This window comes from Aeromonas sp. 61P, assembly GCF_051919545.1.
Taxonomy (GTDB): Bacteria; Pseudomonadota; Gammaproteobacteria; order Enterobacterales; family Aeromonadaceae; genus Aeromonas; species Aeromonas veronii.
The window spans coordinates 4,136,382-4,152,719 of record NZ_JBQBEL010000001.1; the positions used below are offsets into that span (position 1 = coordinate 4,136,382).

General features: G+C 44.1%; 12 protein-coding genes and 2 pseudogenes. 6 read left to right on the forward strand and 8 right to left on the reverse strand.

The features are described 5' to 3' along the window. Positions 1–16 precede the first annotated feature (16 nt). The 4 genes and pseudogenes from ACTG2O_RS19255 to ACTG2O_RS19270 form a co-directional block, all read right to left on the reverse strand. The gene (locus ACTG2O_RS19255) at positions 17–679 is read right to left on the reverse strand and encodes a response regulator (protein WP_080768678.1); all 663 of its coding nucleotides are present in this window, start codon (positions 677–679) and stop codon (positions 17–19) included. Positions 680–980: 301 nt separating this feature from the next. Next, the gene (locus tag ACTG2O_RS19260) at positions 981–2,252 is read right to left on the reverse strand and encodes a substrate-binding periplasmic protein (RefSeq protein WP_080768677.1); all 1,272 of its coding nucleotides are present in this window, start codon (positions 2,250–2,252) and stop codon (positions 981–983) included. Positions 2,253–2,535: 283 nt separating this feature from the next. After that, positions 2,536–3,720 (reverse strand): annotated as a pseudogene (locus ACTG2O_RS19265) (SulP family inorganic anion transporter); the annotation flags it as partial. 714 nt (positions 3,721–4,434) lie between these two features. After that, positions 4,435–4,890, reverse strand: a complete 456-nt coding sequence (locus ACTG2O_RS19270) for an antitoxin Xre/MbcA/ParS toxin-binding domain-containing protein (RefSeq protein WP_308218861.1) — start codon at positions 4,888–4,890, stop codon at positions 4,435–4,437. A gap of 108 nt (positions 4,891–4,998) precedes the next feature. Here ACTG2O_RS19270 and ACTG2O_RS19275 point away from each other — a divergent pair, with 108 nt between their 5' ends. Together ACTG2O_RS19275 and ACTG2O_RS19280 are read left to right on the forward strand one after the other, a co-directional pair. Continuing rightward, positions 4,999–5,190 carry a hypothetical protein gene (locus ACTG2O_RS19275; RefSeq protein ID WP_042083548.1) on the forward strand — a complete coding sequence of 64 codons (192 nt, stop codon included), beginning with the start codon at positions 4,999–5,001 and terminating at the stop codon, positions 5,188–5,190. A 595-nt stretch (positions 5,191–5,785) separates the two neighbouring features. Further along, positions 5,786–6,193, forward strand: a complete 408-nt coding sequence (locus ACTG2O_RS19280) for an H-NS family histone-like protein (protein WP_042024860.1) — start codon at positions 5,786–5,788, stop codon at positions 6,191–6,193. A gap of 397 nt (positions 6,194–6,590) precedes the next feature. Here ACTG2O_RS19280 and ACTG2O_RS19285 read toward each other — a convergent pair whose 3' ends face one another. Both ACTG2O_RS19285 and ACTG2O_RS19290 read right to left on the reverse strand, forming a co-directional pair. After that, the gene (locus ACTG2O_RS19285; RefSeq protein WP_224212420.1) at positions 6,591–7,418 is read right to left on the reverse strand and encodes a Fic family protein; all 828 of its coding nucleotides are present in this window, start codon (positions 7,416–7,418) and stop codon (positions 6,591–6,593) included. Between the two features lie 66 nt (positions 7,419–7,484). Next, positions 7,485–7,718: pseudogene (locus ACTG2O_RS19290) on the reverse strand (DUF4172 domain-containing protein); the annotation flags it as partial. Between the two features lie 445 nt (positions 7,719–8,163). Between ACTG2O_RS19290 and ACTG2O_RS19295 the strand changes: the two are divergent. From ACTG2O_RS19295 to ACTG2O_RS19310, 4 genes are read left to right on the forward strand one after another with little or no spacing between them, the layout of a single operon-like run. Beyond that, positions 8,164–9,252, forward strand: coding sequence for a CBASS cGAMP-activated phospholipase (locus ACTG2O_RS19295; RefSeq protein WP_042024858.1), 1,089 nt, complete (start codon positions 8,164–8,166; stop codon positions 9,250–9,252). After that, positions 9,249–10,547, forward strand: a complete 1,299-nt coding sequence (locus ACTG2O_RS19300; RefSeq protein WP_042024857.1) for a CBASS cGAMP synthase — start codon at positions 9,249–9,251, stop codon at positions 10,545–10,547. The genes ACTG2O_RS19295 and ACTG2O_RS19300 overlap by 4 nt, the downstream gene beginning before the upstream one ends. A 2-nt stretch (positions 10,548–10,549) precedes the next feature. Then, positions 10,550–12,271, forward strand: coding sequence for a ThiF family adenylyltransferase (locus ACTG2O_RS19305; protein ID WP_164537386.1), 1,722 nt, complete (start codon positions 10,550–10,552; stop codon positions 12,269–12,271). Further along, a complete protein-coding gene (locus ACTG2O_RS19310) occupies positions 12,258–12,737 on the forward strand; it encodes a Mov34/MPN/PAD-1 family protein (protein ID WP_162517109.1) in 480 nt (159 codons plus the stop codon). The genes ACTG2O_RS19305 and ACTG2O_RS19310 overlap by 14 nt, the downstream gene beginning before the upstream one ends. A 614-nt stretch (positions 12,738–13,351) precedes the next feature. Here ACTG2O_RS19310 and ACTG2O_RS19315 read toward each other — a convergent pair. Beyond that, entirely contained in the window at positions 13,352–14,485 is a 1,134-nt protein-coding gene (locus ACTG2O_RS19315; protein ID WP_439976492.1) for a zinc ribbon domain-containing protein, read from the reverse strand. After that, positions 14,445–15,173, reverse strand: a complete 729-nt coding sequence (locus ACTG2O_RS19320) for a recombinase family protein (RefSeq protein ID WP_439976493.1) — start codon at positions 15,171–15,173, stop codon at positions 14,445–14,447. Before ACTG2O_RS19320 ends, ACTG2O_RS19315 begins: the two co-directional genes overlap by 41 nt. Between the last annotated feature and the right edge of the window lie 1,165 nt (positions 15,174–16,338).

The following is a 16,338-nucleotide window of genomic DNA, read 5'->3' on the forward strand; positions in this document are numbered from 1 at the left end:
CATTTTGAAATTATAATCACTTAATAGTTCGATTATGTGCCCATACAGTAACCGCAACTCTAGATTTTAAATTTAGTTTTCTTAGAATATTCCTCACATGTATTTTTACCGTCCCGTGAGAAATAAATAATAATTTTGAAATGACTTTGTTTGAATGACCTTCAGCAAGAAGTTTTACTACATCAATTTCTCTATGACTTAATGATTTAATAATACCAATATCACTTTCTGATAATAAACTTGACATCGTTTTATTGTTTAGCTGAGGGCTTTCAACTGATGTATCTGCACATATACTCTTAATGCAGCTGATTAAATCAAGCGGTTCTATATCTTTTGAAAGATATCCATTGGCTCCGAACCTAAACGCTTCTACAACATCAATTTCCAAATCTGATTCTGTGAAGATAACAACTTTGCTTTTTATTTTCTTTGCTCTAATTTTCTTTAGCGTGTCTAATCCATTAAGTACTGGCATTTTAAGGTCAAGCAATATTAAATCTGGTTCATATTCTACTGCTAGCTCTAATCCTTCTTTACCATTGCTAGCCTCCGCGATTACGGTCATAAAGCAATCTGTTGAGAGTGTAGTTTTGACTCCTGCTCGCAATATAGAATGGTCATCTATAAGCAAGACTTTTAATGCTTGCATTTCTTCGATTGAAACTATGTTATCCATAACTACATTCTCAATGCCATGTTAGCTTCATACTACACCATGAATGCACAAAAAACTATAAATCAACCTCTTAACCTGCATGCCGGATGAGGCTATATCATAGCACATAGCTATGTATTTCTAAAATTTCGCCCTCAGTCGTTTGACTAGAAATACTAGCTATAAAATATGAGTATCAACGGCATGATTAGGATTTTAAAAATGGAGTAGCCGTTTCTCATATGCATTTCAAATAAATATTTAATGAACATGGACTTTATAATGCCTATGACTAAATGAAATTTAGTTTCACATTACAATATTAGAGCATAATTAGAGCTTTTTCTACATTAATGCCAAATGACAGTACTCCAATTACTTGCCCTTTATACCATACAGGATAATTTAATCGACATAAAAATAACTTACTAGATGCATCAAACTCAATCGATGGCATTTTAAACCGATTATTGCTCTGGTCGAATCGCCCTAGTGAATTGATGTGTCTGTATTCATTGGCCATTTTTAGGGTTTCGATGATCTTTTCTTCATCTCCTTGCCAGTAATCAGATGTTAGGTTACTCGCAGCAGTTAAGACACCTCGCTCATCCGTCAACATGATTTCAGTTATATATGGAGTTTGAATTGTCAAACCCTTCAATGACCTTGAAATGGTTGAGTTTAGTATGTTCGTTATCCAGCTTGGTGCGAATGAGTTATTTTCTACCATAGAACGCCATAGCTGGTCTCGTTGTAATATAGCTTCTATTTTTATGTGTTTATTTTTCAAGTTTGCTAATTTCAGTGTATTGATTAACTCCTGGCTTTTCAAAAGTGAACGATACATTCTATTTACAGCAACTTCTATTGTTTCTTGTTCACTGGCGGATAAGAATAGATTTGATTGGTTGCACTCTGATATTTTACTATTAAACATATCTATAATTGACGGGTGTTCAAGTAAGACATGGTTGGCTATATACACGCCCATGGGTGCATACTTTTCAAATCGTTTATGAAGAAGTAAGTTTAAACTTATATCAGACTTATTTAATTCACGAACCACACTTTCATCTGCGAGAAATAAATCAATTCGTCGCCTCTGTAATAATTTTAATAAACTATCTGAATTATTAACTGATTGATATATGGGCATATTATTTCTTAACAGCCATGTTTCTTGGCTACTTCCTCTTAGCACGCCTATTTTACTTTTATTTAATGCGTCATGAGTTTTCCTAGATATTGACGAGAGACTAAACCAGTACCACTTATCCAAAACTATTGGCGCACTGAGTTTTGCGTATTTATTAATATTAGGCTGATCTATAGAACTGAAGAAACCACTGGAGCGCCCCATAACTAAATCTAATTCTGCGCGCTTGGGGGGAACTATCTTAAATTGATATTGAACGCCTATCTTATCCAAAACACATTTTACAGTATCCACTGCGTAACCTTTGAGGTTGCCATCCTCAACGGTTTGGTATGGAGGTGCTAGACTGGTTTCAAGGCGTAAATTAGCCGGAGTCGCGGCATAAACAACCTGCAATAATACTATTAAAACACACAGCATGGCTGTAGTAACTCTCATCACATAAGACCCATTGATAATTAGTTGTTTTTATCTGGTTTTTTGTGATCTAACTCAACATAGAATCAGAATCGAGATCACTCTTCTGAATATAGCGGCCGTTTTGATTATGGGCTAGGGCAACCGTGATTTCAGATAGTAAGTGCAATACCCTGGCCCGAGGACGGGGCTTCTCGCGCAAAAAGTGATGAGATTCAGCGGCACATTCGGTTAAATCAACCCCCTTGATGCTCGAGTGACAGATTAACTCATATCATCAGTCAAGAAATCCAGGGGCGATTCAGTCACTCTTGACCAGCATGAAGCGGGCAACCTTGTTGGCAAAGAACAGGGAGGCGAGCAGTACCCCGACAAATACCCCAAGCGCCAGGTTATGGGTAGCGACGACCACTGCCACTGTTGCGATCATCACGATATTAGTGGAGAGCGGGTGCTTCTTGAGATTACGAACCGACTCCCAGGAAAACGTCCCGATAGAGACCATGATCATCACGGCTACCAGGGCTGCCATGGGGATCTGGCGGATCCACTCATCCATGAAGACCACCATCAGGATGAGCAGGGTGCCAGCGACAAAGGTGGAGAGGCGGCCACGACCACCGGATTTGATGTTGATGATGGACTGACCAATCATGGCGCAGCCCGCCATGCCACCCATCAGGCCCGCACCAATATTGGCGATCCCCTGGCCCTTGCATTCGCGATTGCGGTCGCTGCTGGTATCCGTCAGGTCATCGACAATGGCCGCCGTCATCATGGATTCGAGCAGACCGACCACAGCCAGACCTGCGGAGTATGGGAAGATGATCGCCAGCGTCTCCAGATTGAGCGGCACTTCGGGCCACAGGAAGATGGGCAGAGTATCGGGCAGCTCGCCCATATCGCCTACAGTACGGATATCGATGCCCATGGTGATGGCGACTGCCGTCAGGATGACGATGCAGAGCAGCGGAGAAGGCACTAGCTTGCCAACCACCGGAATAAGCGGGAACAGATAGATGATGCCAAGACCAGCTGCTGTCATGGCATAGACCTGCCAGGTGACGTTGGTGAGCTCAGGCAACTGGGCCATAAAGATGAGGATCGCCAGCGCATTGACGAAGCCGGTGACCACGGAACGGGAGACAAACCGCATCAGGCTGCCCAGTTTCAGGTAACCCGCTGCGATCTGGAGTACCCCAGTAAGCAGGGTTGCTGCCAGCAGATATTGCAGGCCATGCTCTTTGACCAGGGTCACCATCAGGAGCGCCATTGCGCCTGTGGCTGCCGAGATCATGCCTGGACGACCGCCGACAAAAGCGATGACCACTGCGATACAGAAGGAGGCATAGAGGCCGACTTTGGGGTCTACACCAGCAATAATGGAGAAGGCGATGGCTTCTGGGATCAGCGCCAGGGCGACCACAATTCCGGCTAAAAGGTCACCACGGATGTTGGAGAACCATTCTTGTCTTGCACGTTCCAGCATGGGGGATTTTCTCGCTTGTTTAGGATCCATAGCACAACGCATCCATCTACTTGGGGGTCAGATGGAGTTCGGACAGGATCAGATTGTTGTATTGGGATCTAATGGGTGTAAAAAAGCGCTCTGGTTGTGATAACCAGAGTAAGGCGGCAGGAGCCGCAGAGGTAGGGGTTAAGGCGGCGTAACAGTCACGCCAGTATGCGATTTGTTCATGGGCTGCTGATGATAACAGAGAAGCGCCTGCACAGGCAGGGTTATCATGTCTAGCAAAAACATCTTTTTAATTTTCCGCCCTACAGGGCGAATATAGCCATACTCTTATTATTCCTTTACTCATATTTTCTGTTTTCTGTTTTCTGTTTTCTGTTTTCTGTTTTCTGTTTTCTGTTTTCTGTTTTCTGTTTATATGAATCTAATTTATTACTGAGTGATGGAGCATTGATGTCTTAAGCCAAGTTAAGGAACTTTAATTTATCAGTGCTCTTTAAACTTCTTTTATTTAATAAAAATAGCTTATAGGGGTAGTAAAACTGGTTTCTCTTCGCTGCGCAGCAGCGGAATGTTGAAATGGAAAAAATTAATTTATAGCTCTCATAATTAGTAAATGGACAGTTTTCCGAATTTTTCAAGTGGGGTAAATGAAATAAATTTCAAAAAATGATGAGATTGGTTGTTTTTGAAGCATTCTGTGGGGGGGCGCCTACCACAACCCTCGATTTAGTTGCACACCCCATGCTGAATCCGCCCCACCAAATGGATAACTGCCTGAACTCCCATATCTGTAGTCAACAATGTGGCTGGAGCCACGCCACCGAGGCCCCAGGCTGGTCTGTTTAGCCATGACAACGCCTTGGCAGTATCGTTCTTGTTGAGGGATAGTGCCGCATCGAGGGCCTGCACAACGCCGTATACCCTGGCACCCTGAGAGATTGATAGGGGAGCCCCAATCCTCAGCTTGCGAGCAACAGTGTGGCGGCTAATGCTTACTAAGCGGCATATCAAACCTATGTCTGCACTCATCAATTCAGCCAGTCGATGAATGCTGCCAGGAGCTACGCCAGCCACGATCCATAGATGTGCTCCTAGTGGGTCACGAGGAATACCAAGACCTTCTAGGAGACGGTTCGGAGTAACTGCGTCACTACTAGGATGATAGGTTGCATAGGGCATCATGTAGCACTCCTCATTGTACAAACACGACCTCTCATGAGCTATCCTACCCCAAACTGTCGTTTTGAGTGGAAAATTAACAACCAAATGCCCCTACATTGAGGAGGGCTGATGACCGAGTTGGTCTGTACTGAACCAGGTTTAGGCATTGAGCTGGGGACTACTTTTCAGGTTCTATCGGAGAACGGCTCTGAATGGGAAATCCTGTTGGGGAATGAATACCGAAGGGTCAACAAACGCAGCGGGCGCGTTACAGGTTGGAAAACACCTCCAAAATTTGAGTGCAAAGGCATCCAAAAATAACATATCAAATAAGTGCTCAATGCTGGTTATGCCAGTAATAATGTTGACTAGCGGCTTCACCTTTCATAGAATCAAGGCACAGGGAGATTCGCTACCCTAAGTGCGAAGTTGAAACAAGGGAGAGTCGCTACCCTGAGTGCGAAGTTGAAAAAATGCTGAAACCCTGCCTCGTTGCGGGGTTTTTTGCTTTCTGGAGACATGGATGTGTAGTGGCCTAGTCATCCAAGACTTCCTCTTAAGTTAAGAGGGGCGAAGTGTCTGGATCCTCAAGGGGCAAATCTAAAATTTCTTATCATCGACTCATTCTGTGAGCCAATGATATTGTCCTATCGGCTCATTTCGTGAGCCGAACAAGATCCTTCATCGGCTCATCTGGTGAGGTGGTCTCAACGCTCACTACCACTTGGATTTAATTTTTAGCTACATATTTTCATAGCAGATTGGAGCTAGGCCAATAAGTAGATCCAAACGCAATTTAGCTCAGGATTTTTAAATGATGCTTTTTCGAATCATCTTGGTGCCAAAAACAGTGGAGCTGATGCTGGGATTGAGAGATAATTTTCCTGATATAAAAATGTGATACATGAGGATAAAAATGAACGATTTTTTGAAAATACTGATGAATATTCGTAGTCTGCGAGCTGCATTGCGCGAGCTCTCTTTCGAGCAGCTGGTCGAAATCAGAGAAAAATTCGAAGAGATTTTTGCTGAGCGTGAGCAGCAAGAGAGCAAATTGAGAGAAGAGTCCGCTGAACGCCTGCAAAAACTGGCTGAGTTTACCGAGCTGCTGAAACAAGCGGGCATAGATCCGAGTGAGCTTGTTGGTACTGCAACCACTGCAAAAGCAGAGGGTACAGTAAAGAGCAAGCGCGCTCCTCGTCCTGCAAAATACAAATACACCGAAGACGGTCAGGAGAAAACCTGGACTGGCCAAGGTCGCATGCCCAAGACCATCGCAGAAGCAGTGGCTAATGGTCGTGCATTGGAAGAGTTTTTGATCTAGTGCTGAGAGCCCATGCCAGCTCGGCGTGGGCCTTTAATTCTATCTGTAGTAGGAGCACCGTATGGGGAGGACATTGGAGGATATGATTTCATCCGAATCACCCGAGGTTGTCCAGAGAGCCAAGGCTCTGGCCGAAGAGCAACTGGTACGTCTCAGTGTGACCAAACTGCTTTCAAATCTCGGGCCTGGTGATGTTCCTGCAATAGATCCCGATATTCTCGATAGTTTGTTATCACTCAAAAGATTAGTTGAGAGCCATGACTGTCGGTTAAGTCTATTCGTTCATATGCCTGACGGCACACATCATGGCGTCAACATTTAACTAAATAGCGTCATTTGTACACCAATCGCAGCTTTCATCTACCAGATGAAATTAACGCCCCATGGCGATGCTTTTTCAAACTCCCTCGGTGTGCAAGCGGATCTGATAGCGTGTATTGCGTCCGCCACCAGGTAATTTCTCAATGCACCCCCTACCCACCAATTCGGCCAGATGGCGTGTAGCCGTCGCCTTGCTGACTCCGGTGACTTTTTGATATTGGCTGGCGTTGATGCCATTTTCAAAACCTTGTTGGCCGCCATCCAATAAACGGTTAATAACCTTGGTTTGCTCTGGACTCAGACCATCATGACAGTGCTGCAACCAGAAATGTTTTTTGGCAAGAGAACGATCAATAACCTGTAATGCCAACTCTATGGAGTAATCCAGTGTGTCGAGGAACCAACAGATCCAGGAGGTAATATCTAGCGAGCCCCTCTGCGCTGACTCAAGCGCTCGATAGTAGTCACCCCGCAGCTCTAGAATGGCAACTGACATGGCATACAGCCGGATGCTGTGGCTGTCAGCCTGTGACAGCGCGAGATCGGTCAGTGCCCGCGTGAGCCGCCCATTGCCATCATCAACGGGATGCAGGGTCACGAACCAGAAATGGATGATTGCGGCACGAAGAAGCGGATCCATCGTGGGGTCATGCCGAGTCTGGTTAAACCAGGGGATGAACTCGGCCAGTTGATCGTCCAGAGTTGCTCTGGGCGGTGCCTCAAAATGCACGGTGGGGCGATCAACACGCCCAGAGACAACCTGCATCGGCTCATCTCCTCGCAACTGCCCTACGTTCACTGGCTGCACCGACCATTCGTTGGCGGGGAACAGCCAACGATGCCATTGGTAAAGTCGTTCAATTGTCAGTGGTTGTTCATGGTTGTCGATGGCATCCAGCATCATGGCCGCGAGCCCCTCTGAGCGCTCTGATACTGGATAGGACTGAGTTTGTGGGCTCCCTAACCGCCTAGCCAGGGATGAACGCACGGATTGTGCATTGAGGCGTTCGCCTTCGATAGCGGACGAGGCGATGATGTTAGCCAATAACGTGTCCAACGTTTGGTCGGGGTTCCCCAACCTGGAATGACTACCGATTAGAATTCCCTGCCTGCGTTGCACCTGCCGTAATCTGGGCAATATCTCGCTATCCCGCCAACGAAAATGGGGCCAGTCGGCTTGTTGCCAAATCCAAAATGGTTCCATTATTTCCTCATCCAACGTGCTAGGGTCTCAATAATGAGCCGACCTATCCCATCATTCGGCTCAACATTTGAGCTGAATATAACACATGCAGCACACTATCAGAGCAAGTAATGAGGATGCAGCTCTAGCCCGCAGAGCTTCAACATAACTACATATCTGGAATGACGTGCAATACGCATTTCATAAGCTTTTCTAGCCTCATTCATCGCCGATATATGTTGGCCTGTGCCCGCTCATACTGCACAGTGAGTGGTTCTACCAAGGCAGGTGACCCGTGGAGAAAAGACCAAAGAGTAACAGTAACTTGGAGCAGGGTTAGCTGTTATCAGAACAGTTCATTTTGGCAACAGCGCCGTAGAGTAGCCGTTACAGTGTTCTTTTTACTCTCCCCATTGAAGTGAGCACAGAATCCCCGCATATTGTGTACGGTTCTAATGGAGGCTCCATGAACGACTCTAACAAGCAATTCAAAATCCTGTCTTTGAACGGTGGAGGGGTGCGTGGTCTCTTCTCAATTACCATTTTAGCGGAACTAGAACGGGTTCTGGCTGAGCGCAACAACAATCCTGATTTGGCCATCGGTAATTACTTCGACATGATCACCGGGGCTTCCATCGGCGGAATAATTGCCATTGCTTTGGCTGATGGTCAGAAAGCTAGAGACTTGCAGGGCAAGTTTCACAAAGCAGCTCCAGATATTTTCCCTCGCCAGAGTTGGGTGCCCAATTGTGTTCGAAACATATACCAGCTAGGTAAGCTGTTGCTGAGCCCTCTCTATAAGGCTAACAACCTGGAAAAAGCAGTGACTGAGATCGTGGGAACCGGCAAGACGGTCAGATCGCTAAAACGACGCCTGCTCATCCCAACGGTCAACCTGAGCACAGGTCGCCCTTTGTTCATCAAAACCTGTCATAACTCCCTGTTCACCCGAGATGATCAATTCACCTTGGTTGATGTAGCCATGGCTACATCTGCTGCCCCCACCTACTTCCTACCTCACTATATCGAGTGGCAGAGTGCGTATTTTGCCGATGGAGGCTTACTAGCAAACAATCCATCATTCGTCGCCTATCATGAAGCGCTGAATTATCTGGATGATGAGGAGTTTAAGGGTATAACAGCAAACGATATCAAAATTCTTAATATTGGAACCCTCTCCAACGATTTTTGTATCAATCCCAATAACATCTCTAGGTGGTTCCCTGGGTACTTTGGCCTTTGGGGCGGTGGAAAGGCACTCATTGAGACAGTCATGTCCTCCTCGCAGAAAATGCACGGGTTCATGGCCGGTAAGGCACTAAATCGAGAAGGCATGCCCCCTTGCTATTTCTCGCTTGATGAAACCGTGCCTGATCAACAGGCTCGAGTCATCTCGTTAGACAATGCGAGCGAAGAGTCACTGAAAGCACTTGTCGCGTGGGGAAAATCTGTAGCAACCACAGCTACTGGCAAAAAAGCACTTATCGAGACTTTCTTTAGCACGGAGGCTCCAGCCTTCATTCACCCCACCGACCGTAAGGAAGCGTCAGAATGAAATGGTCAGCACATCTATATCTTACCAATACCAATGACGGTCTCATGAAAAGACTGGAGCCTACCAGCACCGACAAGGCTTCTCTCGAGAAACTTAAGGACACGATCAGAATTCGGACAAAGGGTGTATTCACAGAAGCAAAAGATGTCGTCAAAATGCTGGCCAGCCGTTCTCGGAGCTCAACGAATATCCAACTCGTAGAAAGTGCAATTAGGAAAACCAACCTGCGCTATCTTGACAATGCAGATGTCCAGCGAGTTGTGAAACTGCTCTTGGATATGAGTGATGACGCACGCGGAGCCTTCTTGAATACAGAGCCAAGATTTTGGGTTCAAGGAAGTTACAAGTACAAAACACTGAACAAGCCATATCATAAACCGCCACAACAGATGGACATTGATGATGGTACATACATGCCTATGGATATGTTCAAAGAGCAACCGTTAGTCGGCCATGAGCTTCTTCTCCTACTTGTAGATGCATCGCTAGCATCTTTGGCAGAAGAAAACTACAACTGGAAAGCATTAAAGAAGCCTACTTGTGGACGTATTGTCATCGAAGATAGAAATGTGCATGTAGATGTGCCCATGTATGCAATCCCAAGAGATCAGTTTGAAACTCGAGAAGTGGCATTGAACTCTGTCGCAGGGATGGATTCACTGAATGAAAGTGTTCTCAGTAAGTCAGCCACTCGAAAGCTTGATGAAAATTGTGTTTACTTGGCTGTCAGAGGAAAGGATAAGTGGATTAAGTCAGATCCAGAAATCGTTGCGCGTTGGTTCAGGAGCGCAGTAGCGCGACATGGTGACCCTATGCGGCAGGTCTGTCGATACCTGAAGGCTTGGCGAGATGTGCAGTGGAAATCTCCTGAATTATCCTCCATAGCTCTTATGAAATGCGTCGTTGACACCTTTGATAATACACCTATGCCTGACACAAAAGATCATGGTGAACTTTTGTTAAAAGTAACAGAACAGTTGGCCACCAAGTTAAGGGATGGAGTGGAAAGTCCAGATGCCTCAGATGAAGGTCGCTTGTTGTTTCCCAAGGAAAAGATGGATGATAATACGGTTCAGAGCATTATCTCGAAAGCAGAGACTCTGCACGAAGAACTTAATCGAGCACTGAATAGGCTCTCAACAAAGAACGAAGTACTGAAAACTCTAAATGGACTTTTTGGTGACAGTGTTGTAAACGAAGAGCTTATCAAGCCTTGGGTTGCCATACCTGCATACCAACAACAACGACAACCTCAACGACAAAGCCAAATGACCGATTCAATGACGAGTGGTTGATAGTGACTATCCATAACTTGTTATTACATAGCGGCTTTCGATATGTCGAGAGTCGCAACATCACCGGCCTACCAATTTCTCTACCGAGAGAGTGTCCAGCCTATATAAAAGCCTACCAAACACAGGCAGGCGAATTCATTATTGCTGTAGTTAGGCCAAGAGAAGATCTTAGTCGCTTGCCGGAAACTTACGTTATCAGTCGCCCTGCCAACTTAATCGGTATGGCCTTACCTCACATAAGCAGTTTCCAAAGATTATGTTTGGTGAACCAGGACACTGCCGATTGGGATCCCCAACACCCACCTGCTGTAATTACCATGTTAAACAGCCTGATCCAGCAAGCATTGGACAATGCCGTAACAGCTGGCCATCAACGGCAAGAGGAATTTCAAACCGAGTTTGTGAACTACTGGAATGGGGTCGTGGATGCTTACATTTATGGTGATGCAGGCAAGCTTTCAGGTACAAAATTCTCATACAAGTCGCTGAAAGTGGCAACCTCAGCAGATGGACAAACAGACAAAGAATATGTTGTCTTCCGCAACGCTGGGCAAAGGGATGACTGGTTTAGGTTACGAGGAGAAAAACCGGCTGTGGGCATTGATGGCGACGTGACCGTTGTCAGAGTTAACAACACTGCGATAGCACCAAGTAAATGGCCGCCTCAATCACTCAGGGAAGTCTTTGATTGGTTAAAATCTGCTGACCTCCCTGCTCATGACTCACTGGCCAATGGAATACTCACCAGGCTCACCAAGGGCAGGCAAATGGTGTTGTTCGATATTTCGAACGAAGGCATCATTGGCTTTGAAGTCTGCTTCAGTAAAGCCACCCAGACGATCCTGAAACACCGTACAACGGAACGAGCTAAATCTAGGGGAGGTAAACACAAACTAAAGCTCGGCTCTACCCTTCCTATGCTCAGATCAAAATCCGCAACGACCGCATTCTCTCGCTTAAATGTGAGCTCGATAAGCGACCAAGAGCTTCAACGGCGCAACAGACCTGTTTTCCTTGATCTTGAGAACAAGCAAATCTTGATAATTGGCTGCGGCACCATTGGTGGCTTTGCTGCTCAGCTGCTTGCCAAGGTAGGAGCAGGGCGTGGCAATACCGGTCGGCTAGTTCTCTGTGACAGTGACATTCTGTCTCCAGGCAATCTGAGTCGGCATGCTCTCCCAGCCACTTATATCGGTTGGAATAAAGCTGAGGCCCTAAGTAAGCTAATAAAGCGTGACTCTTTGGGCAATCCAAGAATAGATGTCAAACCTTATCGTTTTGAAATGAATGAAGATAATATTCGTGGCTATGATATTGTGATCGATGCTACTGGTCACGCCCCAACAAGTAAAATGCTCAGTTACTTGGCTCGAGCTTCTACCCAACGTCCTCCCTTCATCATCCACGGCTACAATGATGCTTATGGTCAAGCGTCTGTTGTTATGATCGACGATGGAAAAGCCTGTTATGAATGTGCCAAGCGTCTCGAGATCCTCAAGGAGGTCGATAGACCTGTAGCTCCTCATCGAGTTTCCTGCGGCAGCATTTTTACACCCTATGATGCTAGCGTCAGCACAATTACTGCCGCACTAATTCAAGAGGCCGTGCTGAATACTCTTCAGGATAAGCTTCCCTGGACCTATGCTCAACACTCGACAGGTAATGTAATTCATCATAAGCGTAGAAAGCTGAAAAAATTTGGAGAATGTAGTGTTTGTTCCTGACGTCAAGGCTGAGCTGACCTTGAGTAATAGAGCTGGTGGACTAATAATCGTTGAGACTGCGGTACTTCATATTTTAAATCGATATCGGCAGTTACATCACAGTCAACCTGAGCAAGGAGGTGTATTTATTGGAGAAATTCGGCCACCTCATATAATAATAACTCACGTTACAGAACCTAGTCCCTACGACCAAGCATCGCGTTTTGGTTTTGTACGTAAAAAACAACACCATCAAGTTATGGTTGATCAACTTTGGCACACATCAGGAGGCTATCTTACTTACATAGGTGAGTGGCATACCCATCCTGAATCGAATCCTTTGCCCTCTGCCACTGACGTATCTAGTTGGCGTAAAGGCTTACCTAAAAACAGCACATCCATAGTAGCGATCATTGGTCAAAAGACTGACTGGTGGGGCTACTGTGAGAATGGTCGCTGTGAAGCATTGAAAAATATACTAATTTGAAAGATACAGTGGTATCTGAAATTTTAATTTCCTAACTATTAAGATGCACTAGGGTAAGGTAATTTTAACCATTTCCCATATTTACCTTGCCATGCACAGCTCAAAAAATGTTGGAAGCAGCTATAGGGTAAATTCATATGGTAGTCATCGAGCAAGCTACAAGACACTCATAGTCTAAGATGCTATTTTTAAAGAAAAAAAACAACGTTTTCTAGAGAGAATTGACACGCCTAGAGTTCGTTCCCGCAAGTATGCCTACTGGAAAGGAACTGCGAGGTTAAAATAACAGACCGGAGCTAATGAAAAACTGGATTTATTGCTGCTGGGTGGCGCTACAGCAAGCATTAGAAAATACTAGGTTGGGTATCAAAAAATATGTAGAGAAATTGGTGGTTTAGTTGAATCTCATTTCCATTTTGGTGGATTCTTTCAGTCTTGCAGCTTGCGCTGCATGGGGCCACCACAAAATTTCATTTTTTTGCTCATTCATATGCATGACGCTACACATCATGCCGTGAATATACAGCATTATTTATCTTAGCAGAATAATTTAGTGATTTTACATATCAACCATTAGCAATGGCAAAAATCCTTATCACTAACCGGCATATTAATTACTGGATTTTAGGAACCCAAGTTTCAAATTTTTCAATAGCAGTACGCATTTCCTCAGTCATAGGCTTCTCCTTTAAAACCTTTACCCTTTGATTGAGATATAGTTCATCAGAAATTATAAAATCAGTGCCATTCACCAAGTCTAACATTCTAATTAACTTTCCATCTTTATCGATACACTCGAAGTTATTGACAAATTTATTGTAAGCCAGGAATGCTTCCTCGTTCTCCTGCTGATGGTGCATATCAAAACCGAAGTCGGAGATATACTTATTGTCAATAACAATACCATCGGTACTCATTCCACCAAACAACTCAACCTGAATATAGAAACAGCCAGTAACAGAATGCACCTTTATTGATTTTACTGTCTTATATATTATATCCCTTACCTCGTTCCTTATATCAGCCTGATTGTAGTCAATGTAGTTTGGTGGTATCAGCATATATATATCTGGGTTAATAGAAGCCTCCGCATGACTAATCTCAATGGTCAATTCTTCATTTAACTGTTTACGTTCCCTAGATAATTTATCTAGTCGTTCAGTCAACAGAATATGTATATCTCCCTCTGTGGTTGCTCCCACAGATTGAATCATGATTTCTATTTTTGAACTTATCGATTCTATTTTATTTTTAATCGAAGCAACTTTATTCTCATTTGTATTTTTTTTAGGCTGAAGTATCACGCTGCCAATCAGCAACATTAGTGCATACTCAAAATATCTATTATCAAATGTTGCAGCTGTGCAGCTTTTCACCGAAGTGTCTGACCTTCCGCTGCATTTATAACGGAGCTTTTCATCTTTTTTTCCGGCTTTACTACGGTAGACCTGTAGTGAACTGCCACAGTCCCCACAAGTGGCTATACGCATTCCAGTAACAATGCCCGCAGCGTTTTTCATCTTACTAGTAAACTGTTTTTTTTCACTACGCACTCGCTTAGCTTGTGCAAATTCAGCCTCAGTGCAAACAGCGGGATAATAATTTACCAACAGATGCTCGCGACCATCAATATGAATTATTTTTTCGCCTAAAACTGCACGATCACTTATAATCTTTTTAATAAGATTTATTCCCCACCCCTCTTTATTAGAATTTTGAGCTATTGTAGGGGGGGGTATAACTTTCATCTAAATGCTTTTTAATTGCTATATGCCCCCTCCCTTCTCGAATCATCATAATCATTTCTTTAACTATAGAGAAATAATATGGATGAGGGCGTACAAACCCAGTTGTCGTATCAACCCAAAATTTATTTTTACCGAAGCCATTAATTGCAGCTGGATAACCATCTGCATCGCACTCACCATTTTGATGACGCTTTAATGCAACACGAGCTGCACCAGTAACCCGAGCAGAAAGTTTATTTGTATAATCATTGCTGCTTTCAAGTTTAACTAGTGACAAAATCGCGGATGCAAGATTATCTTTTTGATATACTGCCCCATCAATCCATGTATAAACAACAATATTGGCTGCGAGAATACAGGTTAAGAACTCACTGGCTCTTGTTAACGCTAAGCGAGAGAAACGATCGATGTTTTCCATGGCCAATACAGAGCCGGGTGCAATATGACCTGAACGACTTAGTTCAATAAACCTCCCCAGACATCCATGTTCAATGTTTTCCCCCTTACTGGCTGACATTCCGTTATCTGACATATAGATAACAGGCATGTTACTATATTTTAACTTTGTTGCATCAACCAAAGCCCCCTCAGTCTGACGTTGTACGCCAGTTTTATTACCGGCGGCCTGCTTATCCGTACTTACACGACTATACAGATATAGTGTTGGTGCAGACGACCTTAAATCCATAACATCTCCAAAAATTGATTCTATGACGAGGCTATATATGCTAGATACACAACTATACTTGTACGCTACCGGTACAGTTGAATTAAATTAAAGCAGACATGCCTAGACCAGATGCCCAGCTACGACACAATCACTTAGCGCCGTTCATTTTCTGAACACAAACACTATTGCCGACACACGGTATATAACCACTAGCAAACATTTAAATGGAAGGTTATATCCAAAAACACTAGATATCAACCCCCATCAAAAAATAATCACCTCATCAGAAATAAACTATCCATACTCTCTATTATTAATTTCCACTTATATATTTCAGGCTAGGAAGTAGCAAGGAGAAACGAGGGTTCGCAGTCATACTGCCGTAATAATACCACCACCATGGCGATGTCTTGTTCTTTCTCAAGATACGCTTGCTCAAGCGCGAAATGAAGGTTGCGCATATTCGGTGTAGATGACGATAGACTCCAATGATAAAAAGATACTTGACCAAAGTCCGTGATGGTGTGGCACCGAGAACATGATGGTCAGCCGATGAGTTTGGTCAAAATAAGCAGGAAGAACGTGACCACGTAAACATATTAATTATATTGAATGTCACTTCTTTGACCAACTGGCAAGTAAGGAAGATCGGCACATTTCTGCTTTCTGCTTTCTGCTTTCTGCTTTCTGCTTTCTGCTTTCTGCTTTCTGCTTATCAGTGATAAGCGTACTTATTGCATGCCCCATGCATAATAAAATTTAATATACAAGAGAGACTTTCATATTTTCTCTTCAATAAAAAGCCTGCGAGGGGTAGTAAAACTGGTTTCTCTTCGCTGCGTAGCAGCGGAATGTTGAAACGCTAAAATTTTATTACCTCTCTTATTATTAGTAAATGGACAATTTTTAGAATTTTTCAAGTGGGGGGATGTGAAAAGAAGTTAAAAATCACCTCCCTTGACTAAATTACAACCAACAATGCTGGTTTTTACCTATCCCCCCCGTCGACTTATTACTTATTGACAAACCCCATGCTCAATACAGACTATCAGATCGACAATTACCTGTGCCCGTATCGGTGTAGTCAAGAGTTACTCTGCTTACGAGCAACTCCTGGTACTGGCAGCGAAGTTCGCGGCAACCAGCAGGATGATCAGCACCAGACTGCGATCCATGACGCAGG